The sequence below is a fragment of the Clostridium pascui genome, assembly GCF_016908015.1.
In the GTDB taxonomy this organism is placed as follows: domain Bacteria; phylum Bacillota; class Clostridia; order Clostridiales; family Clostridiaceae; genus Clostridium_AK; species Clostridium_AK pascui.
The window spans coordinates 566,381-590,303 of the sequence record NZ_JAFBDB010000001.1 but is presented as its reverse complement, the minus strand read 5'-3'; the positions used below and the strand labels follow the sequence as shown (position 1 = coordinate 590,303).

The 23,923-nt window shown below is 29.4% G+C and carries 21 protein-coding genes; 17 read left to right on the top strand and 4 right to left on the bottom strand.

Translation table 11 applies throughout. The features are described from left to right. Positions 1–23: 23 nt before the first annotated feature. Complete coding sequence (gene ytfJ, locus JOC70_RS03190) at positions 24–461, bottom strand: GerW family sporulation protein (RefSeq protein WP_204597441.1); 438 nt, start codon at positions 459–461, stop codon at positions 24–26. Between the two features lie 2 nt (positions 462–463). Beyond that, the gene (locus JOC70_RS03185; protein WP_204597440.1) at positions 464–1,042 is read right to left on the bottom strand and encodes a DUF2953 domain-containing protein; all 579 of its coding nucleotides are present in this window, start codon (positions 1,040–1,042) and stop codon (positions 464–466) included. 132 nt (positions 1,043–1,174) lie between these two features. Here JOC70_RS03185 and JOC70_RS03180 point away from each other — a divergent pair, with 132 nt between their 5' ends. Further along, positions 1,175–2,308, top strand: a complete 1,134-nt coding sequence (locus JOC70_RS03180; RefSeq protein WP_204597439.1) for a D-alanyl-D-alanine carboxypeptidase family protein — start codon at positions 1,175–1,177, stop codon at positions 2,306–2,308. A gap of 140 nt (positions 2,309–2,448) precedes the next feature. Next, entirely contained in the window at positions 2,449–3,618 is a 1,170-nt protein-coding gene (gene rpsA, locus JOC70_RS03175; RefSeq protein ID WP_204597438.1) for a 30S ribosomal protein S1, read from the top strand. 126 nt (positions 3,619–3,744) lie between these two features. On the opposite strand, the gene JOC70_RS03170 is transcribed toward rpsA, so the two are convergent. Beyond that, positions 3,745–5,142 carry a hypothetical protein gene (locus JOC70_RS03170; RefSeq protein WP_204597437.1) on the bottom strand — a complete coding sequence of 466 codons (1,398 nt, stop codon included), beginning with the start codon at positions 5,140–5,142 and terminating at the stop codon, positions 3,745–3,747. Between the two features lie 208 nt (positions 5,143–5,350). Between JOC70_RS03170 and JOC70_RS03165 the strand changes: the two genes are divergently transcribed. The 3 genes from JOC70_RS03165 (at position 5,351) to nifJ (ending at position 10,631) form a co-directional block, all read left to right on the top strand. After that, complete coding sequence (locus JOC70_RS03165; protein ID WP_204597436.1) at positions 5,351–5,563, top strand: hypothetical protein; 213 nt, start codon at positions 5,351–5,353, stop codon at positions 5,561–5,563. 376 nt (positions 5,564–5,939) lie between these two features. Next, a complete protein-coding gene (locus JOC70_RS03160; protein WP_204597435.1) occupies positions 5,940–6,929 on the top strand; it encodes a pyridoxal-phosphate dependent enzyme in 990 nt (329 codons plus the stop codon). A gap of 159 nt (positions 6,930–7,088) precedes the next feature. Next, a complete protein-coding gene (gene nifJ / locus JOC70_RS03155; RefSeq protein WP_204597434.1) occupies positions 7,089–10,631 on the top strand; it encodes a pyruvate:ferredoxin (flavodoxin) oxidoreductase in 3,543 nt (1,180 codons plus the stop codon). A 55-nt stretch (positions 10,632–10,686) separates the two neighbouring features. Here the strand turns inward: nifJ and JOC70_RS03150 are convergent, their stop codons facing one another. After that, entirely contained in the window at positions 10,687–10,863 is a 177-nt protein-coding gene (locus JOC70_RS03150; protein WP_081957330.1) for a CDIF630_02480 family spore surface protein, read from the bottom strand. Positions 10,864–11,149: 286 nt separating this feature from the next. Here JOC70_RS03150 and JOC70_RS03145 point away from each other — a divergent pair, with 286 nt between their 5' ends. From JOC70_RS03145 to JOC70_RS03090, 12 genes are all read left to right on the top strand, one after another. Then, positions 11,150–13,213, top strand: a complete 2,064-nt coding sequence (locus tag JOC70_RS03145; protein WP_204597433.1) for a helix-turn-helix domain-containing protein — start codon at positions 11,150–11,152, stop codon at positions 13,211–13,213. 374 nt (positions 13,214–13,587) lie between these two features. Further along, on the top strand, positions 13,588–15,021 hold the full coding sequence (locus JOC70_RS03140; protein ID WP_204597432.1) for an MATE family efflux transporter: 1,434 nt from the start codon (positions 13,588–13,590) through the stop codon (positions 15,019–15,021). 193 nt (positions 15,022–15,214) lie between these two features. Further along, positions 15,215–15,847: a hypothetical protein gene (locus JOC70_RS03135; protein WP_204597431.1), complete on the top strand. Its 633-nt coding sequence runs from the start codon at positions 15,215–15,217 to the stop codon at positions 15,845–15,847. Positions 15,848–15,953: 106 nt separating this feature from the next. After that, a complete protein-coding gene (locus tag JOC70_RS03130) occupies positions 15,954–16,862 on the top strand; it encodes an ABC transporter ATP-binding protein (protein ID WP_204597430.1) in 909 nt (302 codons plus the stop codon). Then, the gene (locus JOC70_RS03125) at positions 16,855–17,649 is read left to right on the top strand and encodes an ABC transporter permease subunit (RefSeq protein ID WP_204597429.1); all 795 of its coding nucleotides are present in this window, start codon (positions 16,855–16,857) and stop codon (positions 17,647–17,649) included. The genes JOC70_RS03130 and JOC70_RS03125 overlap by 8 nt, the downstream gene beginning before the upstream one ends. Before the next feature lie 32 nt (positions 17,650–17,681). Further along, positions 17,682–18,218: an RNA polymerase sigma factor SigY gene (gene sigY, locus JOC70_RS03120; protein ID WP_204597428.1), complete on the top strand. Its 537-nt coding sequence runs from the start codon at positions 17,682–17,684 to the stop codon at positions 18,216–18,218. Then, positions 18,211–18,594 carry a hypothetical protein gene (locus JOC70_RS03115; RefSeq protein WP_204597427.1) on the top strand — a complete coding sequence of 128 codons (384 nt, stop codon included), beginning with the start codon at positions 18,211–18,213 and terminating at the stop codon, positions 18,592–18,594. Before sigY ends, JOC70_RS03115 begins: the two co-directional genes overlap by 8 nt. Beyond that, positions 18,591–18,797 carry a sigmaY antisigma factor component gene (locus tag JOC70_RS03110; protein WP_204597426.1) on the top strand — a complete coding sequence of 69 codons (207 nt, stop codon included), beginning with the start codon at positions 18,591–18,593 and terminating at the stop codon, positions 18,795–18,797. The genes JOC70_RS03115 and JOC70_RS03110 overlap by 4 nt, the downstream gene beginning before the upstream one ends. A 106-nt stretch (positions 18,798–18,903) precedes the next feature. Continuing rightward, complete coding sequence (locus tag JOC70_RS03105; protein ID WP_204597425.1) at positions 18,904–19,890, top strand: sulfide/dihydroorotate dehydrogenase-like FAD/NAD-binding protein; 987 nt, start codon at positions 18,904–18,906, stop codon at positions 19,888–19,890. Beyond that, a complete protein-coding gene (locus tag JOC70_RS03100; RefSeq protein WP_204597424.1) occupies positions 19,887–21,164 on the top strand; it encodes an FAD-dependent oxidoreductase in 1,278 nt (425 codons plus the stop codon). Before JOC70_RS03105 ends, JOC70_RS03100 begins: the two co-directional genes overlap by 4 nt. Positions 21,165–21,379: 215 nt before the next feature. Continuing rightward, a complete protein-coding gene (locus tag JOC70_RS03095; RefSeq protein ID WP_204597423.1) occupies positions 21,380–22,501 on the top strand; it encodes an amidase domain-containing protein in 1,122 nt (373 codons plus the stop codon). Positions 22,502–22,674: 173 nt separating this feature from the next. Continuing rightward, a complete protein-coding gene (locus tag JOC70_RS03090) occupies positions 22,675–23,373 on the top strand; it encodes a FadR/GntR family transcriptional regulator (protein WP_204597422.1) in 699 nt (232 codons plus the stop codon). Positions 23,374–23,923 lie beyond the last annotated feature (550 nt).

Sequence of the window (23,923 nt, the reverse complement as noted above, 5' to 3'; positions counted from 1 at the left end):
AGCTGGATTTTTTGTAATTTTATTTAGATAGTGTGATTTTTATTATCCTCTGATTTGCAAATAATAACATCGTCTTCTGTATCAGAATTTTTTCTAAAACCTTTTAGTAACTCTATAATATGAGGAATGTTGTCTAATACTTTATCATAAGGGTTATCCGGTGAAATTGATAGCATTCTTAATGAATTTTCCTTTGCTACTAGAAATGCTACTGGTTTTACACTAACTCCTGCACCAGACCCCCCTCCAAAGGGATACTTAGAATTTTCTCTATCTTTAGGTTCACATTTTTCTAATTCACTTCCACCGCAAGCAAATCCAAATGAAACTCTAGATATAGGAATTATCAATGATCCATCTTTAGTTTCAACTGCATCACCTACTATTGTATTTACATCTATCATGCTTTTTATATTTTCCATTGTTGTCTTCATAAGATTATCAATTGGATGGTTTTCCATAATTAAGCCTCCTTAAATTCTCCTTTTGTTTTATGTATATATTTATGGTTCCTATAAGATTTAAATAGTATTAACCCTATAGTAAAACATATATTAATAATTTGAACTATATTTATATAAATTATACTTTTAATTTCCAAGTTTAATTTACTTCCATTAAAATCTGGCATAGCATTCAACTGAAGTTTTTTAATTTTAAAAAGTGAGGATAGTATATTTTGTAATGGAACAAAGAATGAATTTAAGAGTCCATAACTTAATCCTGTTAAGGCAGCATCTTCAAAACCATAATCTAAGTTAAATTCTAGTTTTAAGCTAGGTTTTAATTTGGTTTTACAAAAGCGATGAAATATTTGTTTAATAGTATACTTATCAAAGATTTTTCTAAAATGAACAGTAAGTTTACTTTTTTCTTGAACTTTAGCAATTGTTTTAGACATATTTTTCAAATCGTTAGAAGGATAAAGGGAAAATTTATAAAATCTTATAATAAGTTTATTATTTTTATAAAGTATATATATCTTTAAAGGTATTGGGATAAATAATAAAAAAATTATAAGGGAAATAATAAATATTTTCATAATATTACCAAATCCTCCTTCAATAATTTTTATTTTAACCATATAAATAATTATTATGCATTATAAAATTAATTTTATAAGAATTAAAATGAAACTTTGGAGGCAAAATAAAAAAAGAGGGAGGTGATAAAAATGAAACATTATACAAGATTTATCGCAAAATTTATAGGGGCTTTTCTAAGTATAATTTTAACTTTGTCTAATACAAGTACAGTAAGAGCTCAAAGATTAGATAGAACTGAGAATCTCTCAATAAATGCACGAGCATACATAGCTTTAGATGTAAATTCAAAGTCAGTACTTGTGGAAAATAATTCAGAAATTATAATGCCTATGGCAAGTACCACTAAGATATTGACAGCATTAGTAGCATTAAAATATGGAGATTTAGATAAAAAAATTGAAATATCTAAAAGATCAGCTGGTATACAAGGTTCTACTGTAGGATATTCAAAGGGAGAAAAAATAAGTCTATTAGAACTTATATATGGATTAATGCTTAGATCTGGAAATGATGCAGCAATTGCTATAGCTGAAGGTATAAGTGGAAGTGTTGAGGAGTTCGTTAAAGTTATGAATGAATATGCTTTAAATTTAGGATTAATAGACACACATTTTTATTCTCCTCATGGCTTAGATAATGAAGAACATTACACTACAGCTTATGATATGGCATTAATAACCTCTGAAGCCAAAAAAAGTGACATATTCAATAGAATTGTAAGATCAAAAGAAGTAGACGGAAAAGCATATGGATTTACTAGAAGTTATAATAACATAAATAAGATACTTTGGCTTATGCCTTTTGCTGATGGAGTAAAAACTGGATATACAGGTCAAGCAGGTAAATGTCTTGTCACTTCTGCAGATTTCAAGGGACATGAAATTGTAATAGTTGTTTTTAATGCACCGGAAAGATGGAAGGAAACAATAAAAATATTTGATTATGTTGAAAAAAACTTTGAGTATAAAAAATTATTTAGCAAAGGTGATATAATAGCACATGGACCTAAGATAGATCCCAAAATAAGTTTGAAGTGTAAAAATGATATAGTTCTTCCAATCAAAAGTGGAGATGATCTTGAAGCAAAAGTTATAATGCCAAAAGAAATAAAAGCTGCTATAAATAAAGGAGATAGTGTAGGAAGAATATGTATACTAAATAGAGATAAAGTAGTATATAGTGATAATTTGGTTGCAGGAAATGATTATAAAATAGGGTGGCTTAAAAAAATAAATATATTTAATAGAATTTCAAAAAAATAATAATTATACAATACAGGGACATTAAAATGTTTAGTTTAGTTCCCTGTTTTTCTATATTGTAAAAGAAAAATTTGGTATAATATATTTAAAGTTATTTGAAAATAATTAATGAACTTATAATTAAGGAGAGTGGAGACTTTATGGAAAAACACAATGATGATATTTCTATGAAAGACATGATGGGAGAAATAGAAAGATCAATGAAGAGGCTTAAAGAGGGGGATATAGTAAAAGGTAAGGTTATTTCAGTTACTAATGATGAGGTTCTGGTAAATATAGGATATATGTCAGATGGAATAATACCAAGAAATGAAGTATCTAACGAAGAGATAAACTTAAAAGAAATAATTAAACCTGATGATGAAATATATGTATCTATAATTAAGTTAAATGACGGAGAAGGTAATGTATTACTTTCTAAGAAAAGTGCTGATGTTATAAGATCATGGGATAATTTGGAGCAGAAATTTAAAAATAGAGATATATTTAATATAAAAACAAAAGAAGTAGTAAAAGGAGGAATTATAGGTTACATAAGCGGCATAAGATGTTTTATACCGGCATCTCAATTATCTATGAATTATGTAGAAGATTTAAATTTATATAATAACAAGGAATTAGAAGTTAAGTTAATAGAATTTGATAAACACAAGGGAAAAGTAGTTGCTTCTGCAAAGGAAGTACAAATGAAAAAAAGAGAAAAACAAAAACAAGAATTATTAAATTCACTTCAAAAAGGTGAAAAGAGAACAGGTAAAGTAGTTAGACTTGCAAAATTTGGTGCTTTTGTAGAACTAGGAGGAGTGCAAGGGTTGATACACCTTTCTGATTTATCCTGGAAAAGGGTTAATGACCCATCAGAGGTTGTTTCAGTAGGAGACACTGTAGAAGTATATATATTGGACTTTGACAAGGAAAAAGAAAGAATTTCATTAGGCTTAAAGGATATAAAATCTGATCCATGGAATGAAGTATTAAATAAGCTTAAAGCAGGAGATATAGTACAAGGAACAGTGGTGAAATTTATGGACTTTGGAGCATTTGTAGAAGTGCTAGATGGAATCGAAGGACTTGTGCATATTAGTGAGATATCAGATGACAGAGTACTAAAGCCTTCAGACGTATTGAAAATTGGAGATACAGTAAAAGTTAAAGTACTTGAAATATCTAGTGAGAATAAAAGAATATCTTTAAGCATAAAGTCAGCGTCAACGAATATGGAAGAGGATCTAGAAAAATACAATGATAAATCTGAAGGATTTACGTTAGCAGATGTATTTAAAGATAAATTAAAGGATTGGAATAAATAATTTAAATTACTAATAAATGAATAGCTAAGAACTAGGCATAGTTAATTTTAATTAAGTAAAATTAACTATGCCTAGTTCTTAGTATTTTTTATTAGTCATTAAAAAACTTAAGTTTTTAATTATGGCTTATAGTAGAAACATTGCAAATATTGTAGTTGCTATAAGACCTATGGCAACAGGTTTCAAATTTCTTCTTGCTAGCTCAAATGGATCTATTTTACATATTGCAGCAACAGGTAAGATGGCCCAAGGAATTATTGTTCCTCCACCAACCCATATTGCACCTAACTGACCTAAGGCGGTTAAAGTAGCGGTGCTTTTACCTAACGCAATACCAAATATCTTAGCTACAGAACCAGCTAGAGATATTCCAGAGAATCCAGAACCATCAAGTCCAGTAATTATGCCAACTGAAGTTAATGTTACAGCTCCAACAGGCGCATTAACAGGAACAGTATTTGCCAGTGCTAGTCCTAAATCGTTTACTAAACCTGTTGAAGATTTTGGTAAAACCTCACCAAATATTTTAACAAATCCTGCGTCACCTAAATAAAAGAAAGCTGCGATAGGAATAACAGGACCAAATACTTTAAATCCAAATAATAAGCCCTCAACTATATAAGATATCATATGGGAGGAAGCGTCTTTTTTAACTACATATATGGTAATTATAGTCATAACCACCAGTGCAGTACCACCTATCAATGCACTAGCATCGCCACCTTGTAAATTCAGCTTATACATAAGATAAATATCAAGAGCAAACATAATACTAACGAATACAGCAAAAATCTTTTTAGTATTTGATGTTAACAATTTTTCAAATTCCATATCTTCTTTTTCTGTATGCTTGAAGTCTTCTTCTGTTAATACTAGACTTCCATTCTTCATATCCCTTCTTAAAAATACAAAAGAGAGTATAGTTGTTAAAACCCCCATAAATATTACAAGTGGAATGGATGCAGATATTACATCTCCAACTGGAATACCAGCGCCACCTGCAGTCAGCTTAGGGGCACCTTGTATTACAAAATCTCCAGAAAGTGCAACTCCATGACCAAAAATATTCATCGCTATTGCGGCTCCAATAGCAGGTAGCCCTGCTTTAACTGCAGCAGGAACAAGTATTGCTCCAATAAGAGCTACAGCAGGAGAAGGCCAAAAGAATAGGGATATTATCATCATAAATATACCTATTATCCAGTATGCTAATGTTGGTGTCTTCATTAATTTTGTAAAAGGATAAGCCATAGCTTCGTTTATGCCTGTTTTTGTAAGTATTATTCCCATAGCTGTAATTGCGGCTATTACCAAAATTATATCAAGTAGCTGTCCTATAGCATATACAAAGCTGTTGAATACTCCTGTTATAGAAGATGCTAATGAACCTGTAGCTATAAAACCAAGGGCAAATATACCTGCAATACAAATTAAGGTGATATCTTTCTTTAGAATCATGAATAGAAATATTAAGAGAATTAAAATAAGATAGACGTAGTGAAGTGCACCTAATTGAACTATCATAAAAGCCTCCTATTATAATAAAACTACTAATAATTAAAAATATGATTTTAAACAGCAAATTGTGCATGTTTCACAGATATAAAGCATATATATATATTTTTTTTTATTCAAAAGATAAAGAACCTTTTTTAAAAAAACTCATATAGTGATATTAGAAATGCAAAAGAGGAAAAATGAATTACTTAAAGAGTAAAAGGAGGTGTAATTTATGATAGATATTTTAGGAGTAGTAGGTTTCTTTGGAACTTCAGTAATTACTGTAATAACAACAAGTGATGTTTTCCCAATAGCAAGAGGAGAAATAATACCAGCTCAAAGCTCACCAACACTTTTAGCATTAAGACTAGTAGAACCTTATGATTGTTTTGGACCAGGAGCTACAGTTTACTTCTCAGGAAGCCAAATAGTAGCATTAGGATAACAAATCAAATTTAAGTGGATTTAGAGTCAGATGGCTCTAAATCCTTTAAATAAAATGCAGTTGTAGGTGGAGTTAGTACGTTATATGGAGAAGTGGTAAAAGGCTTTGATAATATATTGCTCCTAAAGGTTGGAGATATGCTTACTCATGTAGACGGCGAATATATAATAGACTTTTTAAAAATTATACTTAAACTATTTTATGGCACAGAGAATGATAATTCCCTGTGCTTATTATTTTTCAAATACTAATTGTTAAAATATTTTGAAAGCAGTACAATATTACTATACATTTTCCATATTAATGGAAAGTTACTGGCGGTAAATTTAGTGTGGTAGTATTAAAGAAAAATTTAAAACGAGGGGAGAAAAGTAAAATGAAATTCATATGTGCTAAATGTAATAATGAATATCCATTAAATACACTTAAATATAAATGTGATTGTGGTGGATTGTTTAATATTAAAAAAGATATAGAAGAGAAAGTGAAAATAAATATATCCTTAGGAGAAGTAAAAACTCCAATTGTAAAAATAAATGTATATGGAATAGATATATTTCTAAAAATGGATTATTTAATGCCATCTGGGTCATTCAAAGATAGAGGAGCTATAACTTTAGTAAATAAAATAAAGGAAATGGGAATAGAAGAAATAGTGGAAGATTCATCAGGAAATGCAGGAGCAGCTATTGCAGCTTATGCAGCAGCTGCAGGAATAAAGTGTAATATTTATCTTCCTGAAAACACATCACAAGGGAAAATAAAGCAGATAGAGGCTTATGGTGCAAATATAGTGAAGATCCCTGGGATGAGGGATGATACTTCAAGAGCTATAATGATAGCAGCTGAAAAATATTATTATGCTTCTCATGTATATAACCCATTATTTTTTGAAGGAACTAAATCCATGGCATATGAAATATATGACGAAATAGGAATACCGGATTATTTGTTTGTACCAACAGGAAACGGTACTATGTTTTTAGGTGCTTATCATGGATTCAAGGAAATAGGAAAACTTCCAAGACTTATTGCAATACAAAGTGAAAATTGTGCGCCTATTTATAATAAATACAATAATTTAAAAAATGTATGTCCAAGGGAAACTTTAGCAGAAGGAATTGCTATAGGCACACCTATGAGAATTGATGAAATCATAAAAGGAATAGAAGAAAGCAAGGGGGATATTATAACCGTATCAGATAATGAGGTAAAAGAGGCAAAGGAAATATTATCTCATATGGGAATATACGTAGAATATACTTCAGCAGCTGCTTTAGCAGGAATAAATAAATATTTTAAAGATAATATAAATAAGGATTTAAAAATAGTTGTACCACTTACCGGAACAGGACTAAAAAAATAAAAGTGTCACCAAGAGTGCCACCCACATGACAAGTGATAAGTTTAATAAACTTGCCACTTGTCATGTGGGTGGCACTTTTTTTTATAATACATAAAATACAATTATTAGTCTAATAATACTTATGTAAAACTTATATTTACGATTAAGGAGGAAAAAGAAATGGCAAAGACTAAAACAATGGATGGAAACCAAGCAGCGGCTTATGCATCCTATGCGTTTACAGAAGTTGCTGCAGTATATCCGATTACTCCATCAACTCCTATGGCAGAAGGTGTAGATGAATGGTCTGCAGAAGGCAAAAAAAATATATTTGGCCAACAAGTTAGGGTTGTTGAAATGGAATCTGAGGCAGGTGCATCAGGTTCAGTTCATGGGTCACTTGCAGCAGGAGCTTTAACTACTACATATACAGCATCCCAAGGGCTTTTACTTATGATACCTAATCTTTATAAAATAGCAGGAGAGTTGTTGCCTGGAGTATTTCATGTAAGTGCAAGAGCTATAGCAACTCATGCACTATCTATATTTGGAGATCATCAAGACGTAATGGCTTGTAGGCAAACAGGAGTTGTAATGCTGGCGTCTTCAAATGTTCAAGAATCAATGGATTTAGGATTTGTTTCTCACTTAGCAGCCATAAAATCAAGCTTACCTTTCATGCACTTTTTTGATGGATTTAGAACATCTCATGAATATCAAAAAATTGAAGTGATAGATTATGAAGATATAGCTAAAATTGTAGATTACAATGCAATTAACGAGTTTAGAAATAGATCATTAAATCCTCAACGACCTAGTTTAAGAGGAACGGCTGAAAATCCTGATATATATTTCCAAGGTAGAGAAGTTTCAAATAAATTTTATCAAGCAGTACCAGATATAGTAGAGAACTATATGCAGGAAATAAAAAAGATAACTGGCAGAGAATATCATCCATTTGATTATTATGGAGCAAAGGATGCAAAATATGTTATAGTGGCAATGGGATCAGTATGTGACACTATAGAAGAAACTGTAGATTATTTAATAGATAAGGGAGAAAAAGTAGGTGCAATAAAAGTACACCTATATAGACCATTTTGTGAAAATTATTTCCTAAAAGTTCTACCACAAACAGTAGAAAAAATAGCTGTTCTAGATAGAACAAAAGAGCCAGGAGCTACAGCTGAACCATTATACTTAGATGTTTCAAATGTATTTTATTCAAAAGATAAAAAACCTGTAGTGGTTGGAGGAAGATATGGATTAGGATCAAAGGATACTAGACCATCACAAATAATTACAGTATTTAATAACTTAAAAGAAAACAATCCTAAAGATCATTTTACTATTGGAATAAATGATGATATAACAAACACATCCCTTCCAGAAGTAAGTGCAATAGATACTACTCCAGAAGGAACTATAAGCTGTAAGTTCTGGGGACTTGGTTCTGATGGAACTGTTGGAGCAAACAAGAGTGCAGTTAAGATTATAGGAGATAAGACTAATTTATATGCTCAAGCATATTTTTCATATGATAGTAAAAAATCAGGAGGAACTACTGTATCTCACTTGAGATTTGGGAAGAAACCTATTAAATCTCCATACTTGGTATATAATTCTGATTATATTGCGTGTCATAATAAGTCATTTATATACAATTATGATTTGTTAAAGGGCTTAAAAAAGGGTGGAGTTTTTGTACTAAATTGCGCATGGAAGGCAGAAGAATTAGATGAAAAGCTACCAAGTTACTTGAAGAGATATGTGGCTGAAAATAATATCGATTTTTATACAATTGATGCAATAGGTATTGCTAGAAGTATAGGACTTGGCGGAAGAATTAATATGATAATGCAAGCGGCATTCTTTAAGCTAGCAAATGTAATACCAGTAGAAGATGCTGTAAAATATCTTAAAGAGTCTATACAAAAACTATATGGTAAAAAAGGTGAAAAGATTGTTACAATGAATCAGGCAGCAGTAGATGAAGGGATTAGAGGACTTACAAAAGTAACTGTACCAGATTCATGGAAAAATATAGAAATAAAACAACAAACAGCAAATGAAAAGGATGTACCTGAATTTGTAAAAAATATTCAAATTCCTATGGCGAGACAAGAGGGTGATGAGCTGCCAGTAAGTGCTTTTGTTGGGATGGAGGATGGTTCATTCCCACTTGGAACTACTGCTTATGAAAAGAGAGGAATAGCAGTAATGGTTCCAGAATGGCAAATTGACAAATGTATACAATGTAACCAATGCTCATATATATGTCCTCATGCTACAGTAAGACCATTCCTACTTACAGAGGATGATTTAAAGGAAGCACCAGATACCTTTAAGGCAAAAAAAGCAATAGGAAAAGGATTAGAAAATTATCAATATAGAATTCAAGTTGCGCCACTAGATTGTACTGGATGTGGAAACTGTGCAGATATATGTCCAGCACCAGGTAAAGCATTAATAATGAAACCAGCGGAACAGGAAATTGAAATGGAAGAAACTAATTGGGAATTTGCTGCTTCATTATATGAAAAGTCAAATATACAAGAAAAAGAAGATGTAATGGATGCTTATACAGTAAAAGGCAGTCAGTTTAAAAAGCCTTTACTGGAATTTAACGGAGCATGCCCAGGATGCGGAGAAACACCTTATGTTAGACTTATAACCCAGTTATATGGTGATAGAATGATGATTGCCAATGCTACAGGATGCTCATCAATTTGGGGTGGAAGTGCACCTTCAGTACCATACACAACCAATCATAAGGGTTATGGACCAGCTTGGGGAAATTCATTATTTGAAGATAATGCTGAATATGGATTTGGAATGTATTTAGGAATTAAGCATATAAGAGAAAGAATAGCTGAGCTTATGAAGGAAGCCGTAACACAAGATATCGGTGGAAATCTAAAAAAATATTTTGAAGAATGGCTTCAATATATGAATAATGGTGAAAAATCAAAAGAAATTTCTGAAAGCATAATAAAAGAACTTAAGATTTGCAATTTAGCTGAAAATAAAATTTTAAAGGAAATCTCTGAAAAACAAGATTACTTGATTAAAAAGTCTCAATGGATAATAGGAGGAGATGGCTGGGCTTATGACATAGGGTACAATGGAGTTGACCATGTATTATCTACTGGAGAAGATGTAAATATATTAGTTTTAGATACAGAAGTTTATTCAAATACTGGAGGACAAATGTCAAAAGCATCACGCCCTGGTGCTGTAGCAAAGCTTGCAGCTGCAGGTAAAGAAACAAGAAAGAAAGACTTAGGATTAATGGCAATGACCTATGGAAATGTATATGTAGCTCAAATATCTATGGGTGCTAACATGAATCAAACATTAAAAGTAATAAAAGAGGCAGAGGAATATGATGGACCATCCTTAATTATAGCCTATGCTCCATGTATAAACCATGGAATAAAGGCTGGTATGGGAAGTAGTATAGCAGAAGAAAAGAAGGCAGTTACATCAGGCTATTGGCACTTATATAGATACAACCCAATGCTTAAAGAAGAAGGCAAAAATCCATTTATGTTAGAATCTAAAGAGCCAGAAGAATCCTATCAAGAATTTATAAGAGGAGAAATTAGATATACATCACTCATGAATATATTCCCAGATAAAGCAGAAAAACTTTTTGCAGACTCTGAAAAACAAGCAAAAGAAAAATATAAATTATATAAAAAATTATCAGAAATACTTTAAATTAAATAGAAGAGGATGCCTTAATAAAATAAGGCATCCTTTTTTAGAAGATATTTTATTTTTGATTTGAATCTACCCATTCCTTAGCATTAAATACTTCAGTATCACTTGGAACTGATACTTGGGATACAGGTTTAAGATATTCTATATTAGCCCAAGCAGCAGTATCGTGCTGTTCAATAGGTGTTTTCTTAGAATTAGCATTAACTTTTATACTATCTGTTTTGTTCATAATATCACTCCTATTCAATATAATATATTTTCAAGTCTATTATTAGCAATAGCATAAAAGGTTATACAAATATAATGAAAGTGGTGTTGTATAGTTATGGTATCTTTTCTTAAAATGTAGTATACATAATATAAAATATGTAAATAAAAAACTGTAAACTAAATATTTTAAAATATAACTAAGAACAAAAAGAAAATATAAGCAAAAATAAGATATAATATATAATATAAATATGAATCCTAATACATATTAAATTAAAGTGAAAAATAAGGAGAGAAACATATTAATGAGAAGAGAATATATTGAATATTTACCTGAACTACCATTAAAGGTATCTAAAGTAAATATTGAAGAATACCCTATACATTGGCATGACTCTATAGAGATATTGTTTGTACTTAAGGGTAAGATAAAGGTTTCTATAGAATCTGGTACCTATGAAGTAGAAGAAGGAGAAATTGAGATTATAAATTGCGATGAATCTCATAGTATAAAGAGTGAAGCATATAATGAAGTTTTAATGTTTAAAATAGATCCTAATTTTTTTGAAAAGTATATTAATGATATAAGAAATATTGCATTTTATACAAATTCTTCAGACGAAGGAGCGCAAGAAGAAGAAAAGTATCATGAATTAAGAAAGTACTTATCTATAATTATTTGTGAAGTTATACAAAAACAGGATAAATATGAGGACTTTATTGAAGATACACTAGTTGAGTTGCTATATCATCTTATTAATAATTTTCATCAGTTGATTTATGAAAAGGAAGACTTAAAAGAAAATGAAGAGCAATTTGAAAGGTATGATAGAATAGTAAGGTATATATATAATAACTATAAAAATAAGATAAGTCTTCAAGATATAGCAAAAAAAGAGTTCTTAAGTTCCTATTACTTATCACATGAAATAAAGAATACGGTAGGATATGGTTTTAAAGACTTTTTAAATTTAACAAGAGTAGAGGAATCTGTAAAACTGCTTTTAGACACAGACAAGAGTATTTCTGAAATATCTGAGGAACTAGGATTTTCTCATATAAGATACTTTAATAAACATTTCAAAAGACATTATAAATGCACACCTATGCAGTACAGAAAAAAGCATAAAGTAAACGATGATGTTTTAGATTCTATGAAGAAATATGAAGTTTTAGATGTAAAAAATGCATTAGAATATCTTAGCACTTATCTTGAAGACTATGATAGGTTTAACTATGAAAATAAAATAATAAAGTTGAATATAGATGCATCCATAGATGGTGAGGAATTTAATCATACCTTTAGAGAAATAATAAGTGTTGGAAAGGCAAAGGAGCTTTTTAAAGAAAGACAACGACAATTTTTAATAAATATACAAAAGGATATACAATTTAAATATGCAATGATATTTGAGCTTTTTACCGAGGAGGCGGGAGTACTTTTAAATAATAAGAACTTTTTTAATTGGTATCAAGTAAAAAAAATTATAGAATTTCTACTATCCATTAGTTTAAGACCTTTCATTATAATAGATGGAAATTTAAAAGAGGATTTTCTGATAAGTCTTTTAGATAGCTTTATATCTTACTTTAGAGATGAACTGGGAGATTATGAACTTTCTAAATGGAAGGTATTTATAAAAAGAAATCTAAATGAAGAATATGAAGTCAAAATTAGAGAACTTATAGAAAACTATTTTGAACTAGTTGATTATGACATAAAAGAACCTATAAATAATATGACTTATGATACGTGCTATATGATACCTTATATAATACATAATTCTATAACAGGAAATAATGTATATTTTAAGGCTTTTGATAGCATAAGTCCTACAGAGGAAATTTCCAATGAACTTTTCTTTGGAGATAATGGCCTTATAACTCAAGATGGAATAAAAAAACCTTCCTATTATGCTTATTATTTTCTTTCACGTATGGGGGATTATATAATACATAATGGTGAAGGATGTATAGTAACTAAAAAGGGAGAAGATATTCAAATTCTTCTTCATAGTTATGGAGAAGATATTGATAAGCTTATAGGAGTTGAAAGTATATTAAAAAGAAGAGGAATTAAGAGGACAGCAGAAAGAAAATTTTCGCTAAATATAATAAACCTTTATCATGATTATACTTTAACTGAATACGAAATAAATGAAAAAGTAGGATCTGCATATGACTATTGGGTTAGATTAGGTAAACCTAGTCGTATAAATGACGATGAAAGAGATGTAATGGATAATGCATCTTTCCCTAAAATATCTTTAAGATTTGCGAAAAAAAGTGCAATATATAATATAGTACCAAAGGTACAAGGATATGGAGCTATACTCATAATGCTCAAAAAAGTACAAAAGCATCTTTAATAAGATGCTTTTTGTGTTTATTTAGACAAAACGAGAAAAGCCTAAGTAAGCAAAATAGTACTTAGTATTAAGCATTTAAGTGAATGTAAATAAACAAAAATTACAATATAATATATATATAAGCGTGATTACAATAAATAAAAAAGAAAAAAGTACTTAAAAGTACTTAAATAAAAAATATAAAAATAAGCGTGTTAAATTAAATTACAAAAAGATTATACAATATAAAAATATGCATTTCAATAAGAAACGGAATTATTTTTATAGAAATTTTACATTGTATTAACAATAACGAAGGGTCGTGGGAATTTATTAAAATCTTAAAGACAATTAAATAATAATTTATAAACGAAAAGGAAAAGAAGGTGGAAATTATGGCAATTAATACAAAAGCTATTTCAAAAGAAACCAATGCTTTTGCATTAGAAAATGTAAATAAAGTTCTTATAAAGTTTGCCATACCAGCCATAATATCCTTATTCGTTGCAGAGCTTTACAATATGGTGGATACTCTATTTGTGGGTAGAGCTATAGGAGCTGAAGCTATAGGAGCTTTAAGTATAGCGTTCCCAGTACAGCGTTTTATGATTTCACTAGGACTTCTAATTGCGGTAGGAGCATCTACTGCAGTGGCAAGAAGTTTAGGAGAAGGTAATAAGGATAAATTGAAATATATATTAGGCAATGCATTAACATTAATGTTGATCATTATTACATTTCTTACAATCTTTATATATTTATTTATGGATTCTATACTAATTAAACTTGGTACTACGAATAATATTTTTCCTTATGCTAAGGATTATATAAGTATAGTAATTTTTGGTGGAATATTTCAATGTTTCACAGTTATTATAGGGTATATGCTTACATCGCTAGGAAACGCAAGAGCAAATCTTATAGCCACATCAATAGGAGCTTCATGCAATGTTATATTAGATATTATGCTAGTTATGGTATTTCCTCTAGGAATGAAGGGAGCAGCTATAGCAACAGTCATCTCCCAAGTAATATCAGCAATTTATGCATATTATAATTTCTCAAAGATTAAACAAGAATATAATATTTCTATGAATTTCAATTTAAATAAAGATATTATAATAACAATAGTTGCAGTAGGATTTTCAACATTTATAATAGAAATATCTGATGCAGTAGTTTCAGTAATTTTAAATAATACACTTTCAGATTATGGTGATACAGCTATAATTGTCACAGGAGTTATTTCAAAGGTGTCTATGTTTATGTATATAACTATGCTTGGGATAACATCTGCAATGCAACCTATAGTAGCATTTAACTATGGTGCAAAAAATTATGAAAGAGTAAAAGAAGTAGTAAAAAGGGCATCTAAAATAGCACATATAACAACTTTAGCAATGTGGGCAATTATGATGATATTTGCAAGTGAAATAATAAGTGGCTTTGTAAAGGAACAGGATATTTTAAGGAATGCTGTAGGAGCATTTAGAATAATGATATCTATATTTCCAATTGTAGGAGTTTATTTTACTGCAATTTATTATTATCAAGCTATTGAAGAGTCAAAAATTTCTCTAGTATTATCTATTTTTAGACAACTTTTAATATTTATACCTGTGGTTTTAGTATGTGTAAGAATGTTTGGAGTACTTGGAGTATGGGTTTCCTATCCTATATCCGATATGATTTCAGCAATCACAGGGTATATATACATGAAAAAAGGTATAAAGGTCTTAGATGTAATAGAAGAACAGGAAGAGATATCTTATGCAGCTGGTATTTATGGCAAAAACTTTAATAGAATAAGAAGCGTAGAAGCAAAATAGTTAAAATCCTAAGCTTAATTATTATTATGAGCTTAGGATTTTATTTATAACAAATTCAACCAATAATGCATTAAAGTTTAAAAATATTGTACAATATTGTAATTTTAACTTTTTTAGTATAATAAAATTAAATAAGCACAAAATATAGTATGTTAATCATATAAAGTATAATAAAAGGCTTGGGGGGATATACATGTTCTTTACTATAGAAGCCTATAAAGACTTAACTCAAGAATGTATGGGATACAGGCTAAATAAGGACGGTAATTGGTATCCGCAAAAGTGTTTTGGTAAATGTAATACTGAACTAGATATGATATTTGAAAAGCATGAAGAAGCAAGAAGCTGGATAAAAGAACATGAAATGATTATCAATAAAACCAATATAGATGCGACTCTATCTAATTCTATTGATGCTAAAGAAGTGTATATTTGTGAAGTAATGACTCATAGATTAACAAAACCTGAGCACCAATTAACAAAACCAGAATTAATAAACATGATATTACATGGAGATGATAGGTTTAATAATTCTTTAATTATCGATTTTAATGGCTATCCTAGATTAATTAAGTGCATTAATAGCGATGATATAAGATTAACTCAAAATTATGCAGTAAGATACGAAACCTTTAATGCAGGTAAAGGAGATGTTGGATCTTCTAGTAATATCTATTATATTGATCAAATATATGTGAGTTTACTCGAGGCCTGGCTAGAACATCTTAAAACTGGAAGAAGTATTTATACAGATTATACCGAAAACAAGCTGAGTAATGATGAAATTATTAATACCATAAATAAACTTCATATAGCAATTTTTTAAAAAAATTAAAATAACTCAGGGAAATTTTATAAAAGTTTCCCTGAGTTATTATTTTAAAATGAACTTTTTGCGGGCATCTGCGTTTAAGTAATGAAGGAGTGATAAAATGAAAGGAATATATGTTGAAAATCTAACTAAAACCTATGATGGAATATATAATGCTTTAAATAATATAAGTTTTCAATTGCCTGAGGGTGGGATAATGGGTTTTTTAGGACCCAACGGCTCAGGAAAAACAACAACAGTAAGAATTCTAAATGGAATACTTAAGCCAACTTCGGGAAATGGACAAATACTTGGACGAGATATAGTTAAAGAAGCTCCAGAAATACATAAAATATCTGGAGTTATGACTGAGAGTGCTGCTTGTTATGAAAACTTAACTGCTTTGGAAAACTTAATGTTTTTTGGCAGCGTACATGGAATAAGAGAAATCATAGTAAAAGAAAGAAGTATAAATCTTTTAAAACGATTAGAACTTTATGACCATAGAGATAAAAAAATCAAGGAATACAGCACAGGAATGAAAAAAAGAGTTTCACTTGCAATAGCGCTTATACACGATCCTAGAATATTATTTTTAGACGAACCTACTTCGGGGCTGGATCCGGAAAGTGCTTCAAATGTAACGAAACTTATTAAGGAATTATCAAAAGAAGATAAAGTAACAGTATTATTATGTACTCATCAATTAAAATATGCTGAAGAAATATGCAGCTCTTATGGGTTTATAAATAAAGGAAATATGCTAGGGTACGGTACATTTGAAGAGTTAACTAAAAGGTTAAATTACAAAGATAATATCATAATAAAAGGAGAAGATATTTATGATGAATCAGGATTAGTTGAAATGAAAAGAGGAATTTATAAAAAAGGAGTAAGTAATGATGAGGAAATATCAAAAGTTATTCATGAAATTTTGAATAAGGGTGGAAAGATATATGAAGTATATAGAGAAAAAATGAGCTTAGAAAAGTTGTACTTTAATTATGTTAGGAGTGAAAAACATGAATAATATCTATAAAAGTATTATTAAAAAGGATTTAAGTGAAGTAACTAGTTCTAAACAAATATATATTCCTATGCTGATAGTACCTTTAGTATTTGTTATAATAATACCAATTATAATGCTTATAGCTATCCGTTTTTCATCAAATGGCTCAATTCCAATAAATGGATTGGATAATATAATGAGAAAACTACCCATTGAATATAGTAATTTATCTGTACCTCAATTAGTGTTAAAGATAAGCATAAATTACTTTTTCCCAAGTTTATTCTTAATGATACCAATTATGGCGTCAAATATAATTGGAACAAGTAGTTTTGTAGGTGAAAGAGAACATAGGACTATGGAAACCTTGCTATATACTCCTATTTCTATAGAAAGCATATTTATTTCAAAGGTTATGGGAGTTTTTATTTTATCATATGTAATTACATTGATATCTTTTATTTTATTTGGAGTTGTAATAAATATAGGTGGAATGGTTTATTTGAATGAGATTATATTTCCCAATTCAAAATGGTTGATTTTGATTTTATATGTTGTACCAGCCTTAACAATACTAGGGCTAAGTTTTACAGTGTTAGTTTCTGCAAAATCTAAAACCTTTCAGGAAGCACAGCAGCAAAGCGGATTAATAGTTATTCCAATAATATTATTAGTAGTAGGACAAACAACAGGAATATTTTTACTTACTAATACTCTTCTTATAATTATAGCAACTGTAATATTAATTATAGATTATTTTTTGATTAAAATAATGTCAAAAAGATTTATACCAGAAAATCTAATTTAATTATTAATATAAATTGAGTAGGTGAAAACACCATGGAAGAAAAGGACTTATTAAAGGATGCAAAAGAGGGAGATAAAAATGCTTTAACTATTTTGATTAATGATAACTATCAAATACTTACAGGATATGTAATAAAGCTTATAGGTAATGAGGAGCTTGCAAGGGATATTGTGCAAGAAACTTTGCTCAAAGCTATTATAAACTTAGAAAAATTTAAACCTCAAGCAAAGTTTTCAACATGGCTTATAACTATAGCTACTAATTTATATAAGGATTATTTAAGAAAAAATAAAGAAATGCTGCCGTTAAATGAGGAATTAATGTTTGAAGGGAAAAGTGTAGATATGAAAGTTATAGATAGTGTACAGATGAAAGAAGTATTTAAAATTTTAAATGAACTTTCTTATGAAAAAAGAACTGTGTTTATACTTAAGCATTATTATAATTATAAATATGACGAAATAGCTCAAATAGTGAAATGCCCTGTAGGAACTGTACGATCTAGACTTCACTCTGCAGTTAATTCTATAATAGTAAAGATGAAGGAAAGTGGGATTATAAATGAATAAAGATTTTAATCAAAATATAGATGATTTTTATAATGAAGAAGCTAGCTCTTATGTTGAATTTCAGAAAGATGATGTATATATTAATAGTTTAGAAAGTATGAAGAAATACATGGATAGTATAGAGGATATAAATCATTTGAATTTTTCTTTAGAGTCCATAATTAATCAAGCCATAGAAAAAAAAGAAGGTAAAATAACTAAGGAGGAAAGTATATATTTCTTAATTTTATCTACTGTAATAATGACTATATTAGCTATAATTACAATGAATGTGAACATTAATTTCATAATATACTTGCAAATGTTTATGATTCTCATACCGCCGTTTATTATAATTCCTATAGCTTTAACTAGAGCAAGGAGGAACAACCTATGATATATAACAAAGCACATTTAATAGCGCTAATTATAGTAATACCTATACTTATTATTCAAGGATTTTGGATGTTTAAGGATGCTAAAAAAAGAGGGGAAAAATATTATTGGCTTTGGGGAGTTTTTGGACTATTAAACACTCCTGGAAATCTTATAATATACTTAATAATTACAAGGATCATATTCGACAAATTTAAGTCTTAGAAAAGAAGGGAAAAATCCCTTCTTTTATTTTATAAATTTTAGTAACAAAAACTTATAAAATAGATAGATTAATAGTGAGGCCTATTAATTTTAGGAGGGTATGTGGGTGAACTATGAAGTAAGAGACTGTATAGATGCAGGTACAGAATATTGTCCTTGTCATTTGGCAGAAAGTGGAGAATGTATATTATGTTCTCAATTAAGAGGTAAGACATTTTGTGACTGCATTAACTGGAAGGGTGTATGCATATATCAAGAATTTGCATGGAATGGTAATAAAGCTAAGGAAGGAAGAAAAGAGATAGAATGTACATTATTAAATAAAAGAGTGATATATAAGGATTTAGTTGAGTTTACTTTAGATGTAAGTCATAAAATGGCTAAAGATTTAAGTGCTCCAGGAACTTTTATAATGCTACGAAATCCTCAAAATGAGCATTTCTTTTCAACACCTATATCTATTATGGAATCCAACACTGAAGAAAATAAGATAAAAGTTGTGGTAGAGGTAAAGGGAGTAAAAAGTAAGGCTTTAAATGACACCAAGGAGGGGGAAAAGTTACTTTTAAAGGGCCCATTTTTTAATGGTGTATTAGGGCTTAAAAATTTATCCAAATTAAAAGACGGAACTGCGATAATAATAGCAAGGGGAATAGGGCAGGCTCCAATTATACCAATTCTCAAAAAACTTTATACTTCAGCAAATAAGGTATATGTTATATTAGATAGCAAGCCTTATGAAGGTGTATTTATTGAAGAGTACTTAAATTTCTACAATGCTAAGCTTATACAGTGCAATGTTATAAATGAAAATGGTCAACTAACATCGGAGTTTAAAAATATAATTTTAGATATTATAAAAAATGAAAATGTAGGACTTATTCATTCATCAGCAGCGGATATTGTAAATTATAATGTAGTAAATTTGATTGGAGAATCAATAGATTTTTCTTGCTGTAATAATGCAAAGATGTGTTGCGGAGAAGGAGTATGTGGAAGTTGCAGTACTAAGAATAAGTATTTTAATATTGAAAGGTCATGTAAACTTCAAATAGATCCTAGAAATATTTTGGAGGGTAGAAAATTATTATGAAGGTTATAATAATTGGCGGTGGTTGGTCAGGATGTGCAGCTGCTATTACTGCTAGAAAAGCAGGAGCAGAAGTAGAGTTATATGAAAAGACAGATATGCTTGTAGGCCTTGGTAATGTTGGTGGCATAATGAGGAATAATGGAAGATATACAGCAGCTGAAGAGTTGATAAATCTAGGAGCAGGAGACCTAATAAACATAACAGATAGAAATGCAACACATAGAAATATAACATTCCCAGGTCATGGTCATGCATGGCTTTATGATGTAAATAAAATCGAGCCTGAAGTTAGAGCATTTTTAAAAAGCATAGGAGTAAAAATTCATTTAATCTCTAGAGTAGTAGATGTAGAAAAGGAAAAGAATAAAATATTAGGAATATATCTTGCAGATGGAAGTTATGTAAAGGGTGATGTATTTATAGAAACTACAGGTTCTACAGGACCTATGGGAAATTGCTTAAGATATGGTAATGGATGTTCTATGTGTATATTAAGATGTCCTGCCTTTGGACCTAGAGTAAGTTTAAGCTCTAGAGCAGGAGTTGAAGATTTGCAAGGAGAAAGAGAAGAAGATGTATACGGAGCATTTAGTGGTTCTTGTAAACTTTGTAAAGAAAGTATATCACCTGAACTTTTAAAAGAAATAGAAGAAAAAGGTGCAGTAGTTCTTCAGGTACCACCAGAAGATATAAATATGGATAAATTAAAGTTAAAGGTTTGTCAACAATATGCTTTAAAGGAATTTGCAGAAAATATAATACTTTTAGATACAGGTCATATTAAACTTATGACTCCTTTTTATCCACTAGAAAAGCTTAGAAAAATAAAAGGGTTAGAATATGCAAGATTTATGGATCCTTATGCAGGTGGAAAAGGAAACTCTATAAGATACCTTTCTGTAGCTCCAAGAACCGACGATATGAAAGTTAAGGGTATAGATAATCTATTTTGTGCAGGTGAAAAGAGTGGACTATTTGTAGGTCATACTGAAGCTATGTGTACAGGAAGCCTCGCAGGTCACAACGCAGTTAGATATCTTTTAGGAATGCCTCTTTTGATACTTCCTAAGTCTACAGCTATAGGAGATATTATATCTTATGCAAATTGTAAACTATTTACTAAGGAGGGAAGAAGAAATAGATATACATTAGCTGGAGCAGAATACTTCAAAAGAATGCAGGAAATAGGACTTTACAGCATAGATAATGAGGAAATAAAAAAGAGGATAGAAAAACTAAGTCTAAGTGGAGTCTTAGCACAAAAACTCATATAGATATAACAACTTAATATATATATATATTTATTTATTTATTTATTTAAGTAAAAAATCCATGCTAATTAAAAATTTTAATTAGCATGGATTTTTTACTTGAATTTATAATTTTTTAATTGATAAATTATATAATTATGGTTTATATTTCTACTTTAAAATAAAAGCTTATGTGAAATACTATATAGTGAGATTACAAGCGAAAAGGAGAATACATTATGAATTTTTCTCGATGTAATACAAATAAAAATATTATTATAAAGTTATTTTGGTTAATATCTTTATTATTATTGATATATTTATGTAAATTTAATAAAGTTAATGCTTCTAATATCCATACCTATTCAAACGAAGAGGTAAAAAAAGTTATAGAGCAAATTTTTGAAGATAGAAATAAGGCTATAATAAGTAAAGACTTTGAACTCATAGAATCTATTTATGACATCAATACTAAGTATGGTACTTGGGCATATGAACATGAAAAAAAGAAAATTAAGTATATTGAAAATTGGAGTATAAAACAAGGGGTAAAATTTACGGATATAAATCCTAAAGTTGTGATTAGAAGAATCAACGGAGATGGAACTAATTTTTCTATTAATGTATTATGTTCGACAGAATATAAATATATATATGAAGATCAGCCAGATATAATAAATACATCAAGAATTGGAACCTATCATTATATAAAGATTGCAAATAGAGATGGCATTTGGATAATTACTAAGGAATGGTATACAGATCCTTTTGCTGATTCCCTTAATCTAGAGAATTTAAAAGGTGATTCAATAAAGCAATATATATTAAGTCAAAGCTCTAGAGACTTTTCAACTTTAAATGAACGAAGATTAAAGGCAGTACATTATGCAAATCAGTATTGTGGAGCTGCTAGTGAAGAACAATATGAATTTAAATACAATAAAAAATATAGAGATTATAATCCGCAAGGGGGAGATTGTGCTAATTTTGCATCGCAAATTTTATTTGAGGGCGGAGGATTTAGAAAAAATTCTGCTTGGAATTATGATAGAAGTGGTGCTACGAGAGCCTGGCTTAATGCAGATGGATTTAAAGCATATATGCTAAACAGTGGAAGAGCTTCAGTAATTGCATATGGAAATTATGATAAAGTATATAAAGCTTCATATAAGCTTTTACCAGGAGATTTTGTGGCATATGAAAAAAAAGGAGATATTACACATATTTCTGTAGTTACAGGAGCAGATTCCAAAGGATATAGTTTAGTAACTTGTCATAATACAGATAGGAATAAAGTTCCATGGGATCTTGGATGGAGTGATAAAAAAATAAAGTTTTGGCTTGTACGAGTTCATTATTAAAAATTATATAATAAGTATTATAGTAAGTACCCTTATAGGAATTTAAGGGTACTATTTATAATGGGATAAATTTGCAAACATTGACCAGCTGGTTTAAAAACTCTATAATTAAGTATAATAACAAAAAAATGGAACATTAATTTAGAGCATAAGATGAGAGGGGATACGGAGCAATGTTTACTCCTATTAAAAATACAAAGGTTTACGAACAAGTAATTGAACAAATAGAAGGCATGATATCTAATGGGGTTTTAAAAAAAGGCGATAGATTACCTTCAGAGAGAGAATTAGTTGAGCAGTTAGGTATTAGCAGAGCCTCTATAAGAGAAGCTTTGAGATCTCTTGAAATCATTGGACTTATTGAATCAAAGCAAGGAGAAGGAAATTTTATAAGGCAAAACTTTGATAACACATTATTTGAGCCACTATCAATTATGTTCATGCTTAATGATTGTAAAGTAGAGGAAATATTTGAGCTTAGAAAAGTTATTGAAATAGAAACAGCAGCGCTTGCCGCAAAGAAAATAACTACTGAAGAAATAAATGAATTACAAATGCTAGTAGATAATATGAAGACTTCTGAAGATGAGGATGAAAGAGTTAAAGATGATGCTAAATTTCATTATACTATAGCCAAAGCCTCAGGGAATTTTTTGATATTAAGTATATTAAACACAGTTTCATCGCTTATGGATTCTTTTATAAAAGATGCAAGAAAAAATATAATAAATAATCAACTTAAAGATAGTATTGATAATGAACATGAAGAAGTATTAAATGCGCTTAAAGAGCATAATCCTCATAAGGCTTCTGAATCAATGAGAAAGCATATGGATCTTATAAATAAGAATTTAATAAAGTTTAATAAATAATATTATATAGATATGAGTTAAGAACCCAAATAGGATTTGATCTTATTTGGGTTCTTAATTTATAATTTTAATTTGTTAAAACTATAACAATTATTAGTAAAATTACATTAATTATAAAAAAAAATACTTTTTTCATTCCATATAATAAGAAAATTTGGCAATATACTGAAATTAGAAGAAAAAAAACCATGTTAATAAAATAACTATTATGGAAATAGTTTTAAAATTATGATAATATAAGGTCAGAGGAAAGATGGTCATACCAGTAAAATCGATTTTAACTTGGGGGGATAAAAAATGAATATGTAAGTATATTAACATTAAACTTTTATTCATCTTAAGTATGCTAGGAACTTTTCTAATAGGCAGCGGCACTTATGCAAACGTTTTATTTGGCTGACTTCAAGTAGAAGCATTAAATTTACTTAATATGAATCCATATTGGATTACGATGATAATAGTTACATTATAAAAAATAAAAATAGTTTATATGTTGTCATAATGGTCAGACAACTTACCATATATTAATTTAATATGAAATGGGGGAACA

Bases quoted from the DNA above. Each gene is read 5' to 3' on its own strand.
- ytfJ (WP_204597441.1), bottom strand. From the start codon at position 461: ATGGAAAACCATCCAATTGATAATCTTATGAAGACAACAATGGAAAAT.
- JOC70_RS03185 (WP_204597440.1), bottom strand. From the start codon at position 1,042: ATGAAAATATTTATTATTTCCCTTATAATTTTTTTATTATTTATCCCA.
- JOC70_RS03180 (WP_204597439.1), top strand. From the start codon at position 1,175: ATGAAACATTATACAAGATTTATCGCAAAATTTATAGGGGCTTTTCTA.
- rpsA (WP_204597438.1), top strand. From the start codon at position 2,449: ATGGAAAAACACAATGATGATATTTCTATGAAAGACATGATGGGAGAA.
- JOC70_RS03170 (WP_204597437.1), bottom strand. From the start codon at position 5,142: ATGATAGTTCAATTAGGTGCACTTCACTACGTCTATCTTATTTTAATT.
- JOC70_RS03165 (WP_204597436.1), top strand. From the start codon at position 5,351: ATGATAGATATTTTAGGAGTAGTAGGTTTCTTTGGAACTTCAGTAATT.
- JOC70_RS03160 (WP_204597435.1), top strand. From the start codon at position 5,940: ATGAAATTCATATGTGCTAAATGTAATAATGAATATCCATTAAATACA.
- nifJ (WP_204597434.1), top strand. From the start codon at position 7,089: ATGGCAAAGACTAAAACAATGGATGGAAACCAAGCAGCGGCTTATGCA.
- JOC70_RS03150 (WP_081957330.1), bottom strand. From the start codon at position 10,863: ATGAACAAAACAGATAGTATAAAAGTTAATGCTAATTCTAAGAAAACA.
- JOC70_RS03145 (WP_204597433.1), top strand. From the start codon at position 11,150: ATGAGAAGAGAATATATTGAATATTTACCTGAACTACCATTAAAGGTA.
- JOC70_RS03140 (WP_204597432.1), top strand. From the start codon at position 13,588: ATGGCAATTAATACAAAAGCTATTTCAAAAGAAACCAATGCTTTTGCA.
- JOC70_RS03135 (WP_204597431.1), top strand. From the start codon at position 15,215: ATGTTCTTTACTATAGAAGCCTATAAAGACTTAACTCAAGAATGTATG.
- JOC70_RS03130 (WP_204597430.1), top strand. From the start codon at position 15,954: ATGAAAGGAATATATGTTGAAAATCTAACTAAAACCTATGATGGAATA.
- JOC70_RS03125 (WP_204597429.1), top strand. From the start codon at position 16,855: ATGAATAATATCTATAAAAGTATTATTAAAAAGGATTTAAGTGAAGTA.
- sigY (WP_204597428.1), top strand. From the start codon at position 17,682: ATGGAAGAAAAGGACTTATTAAAGGATGCAAAAGAGGGAGATAAAAAT.
- JOC70_RS03115 (WP_204597427.1), top strand. From the start codon at position 18,211: ATGAATAAAGATTTTAATCAAAATATAGATGATTTTTATAATGAAGAA.
- JOC70_RS03110 (WP_204597426.1), top strand. From the start codon at position 18,591: ATGATATATAACAAAGCACATTTAATAGCGCTAATTATAGTAATACCT.
- JOC70_RS03100 (WP_204597424.1), top strand. From the start codon at position 19,887: ATGAAGGTTATAATAATTGGCGGTGGTTGGTCAGGATGTGCAGCTGCT.
- JOC70_RS03095 (WP_204597423.1), top strand. From the start codon at position 21,380: ATGAATTTTTCTCGATGTAATACAAATAAAAATATTATTATAAAGTTA.
- JOC70_RS03090 (WP_204597422.1), top strand. From the start codon at position 22,675: ATGTTTACTCCTATTAAAAATACAAAGGTTTACGAACAAGTAATTGAA.